Source organism: Enterobacter cloacae complex sp. 394F7 (genome assembly GCF_057320385.1).
Map to the genome: position 1 here is coordinate 1 of NZ_JBXWCS010000046.1, position 616 is coordinate 616.

The 616-nt window shown below is 61.0% G+C and carries 1 pseudogene; it reads right to left on the reverse strand.

Annotated elements, in window-relative coordinates:
- A pseudogene (locus tag AC2FAK_RS22955) lies at positions 1-616 on the reverse strand (type IV secretion protein Rhs); the annotation flags it as partial.

A 616-nucleotide genomic window follows, 5' to 3' on the forward strand; every position in this document is an offset into this window, starting at 1 on the left:
TCATGACCCGGTGCATTTCGCAGGCTGATGAGCCTCCCGTTGTCATCGTAATCGCGGTACTGGCTGAGGCCTTCTTCCCGGTGGATGGCGGTCACCTGCCCGAACCGGTTGTATTCATACCGGGTCTGGTGGCCGGAACAGTCGCTCAGGGTCAGCAGCTGCCCGTAGCGGCTCCAGGTCATGTGTCTTTTGCTGCCGGTGGCGTCCTCCATGGCGCAGGGCAGCTCATCCTGCGGGCTGGCATAAAACCAGCGGGTCATATCGCCGTGACGGGACGTTTCCTGCGTCAGTCTGCCCTGACTGTCAAACTCCTGCCGGCTGCGCAGACCATCAGTACCGGTGGTGGAGACGAGCTGGCGCTGGTCGTTGTAGCTGAACCGCACCGACCTGCCGTCAGACATGACTATTTCTGTTACATTCCCGGAACCGATATTCAGCCGGTATTCGGTTTTACGCCCGGCCGCATCGGTCATCGCCACCATACGGCCCGCGTGGTCGAATTCCCGCGTCACCGTGCTGCCGTCGGCTTTTTCTTCCCGCACAACCCGCTTTAATCCGCCTTCGCCTCCGGTGTGCAGTACCTCGCGGCGGTTCAGACTGTCGGTGATAATGACGG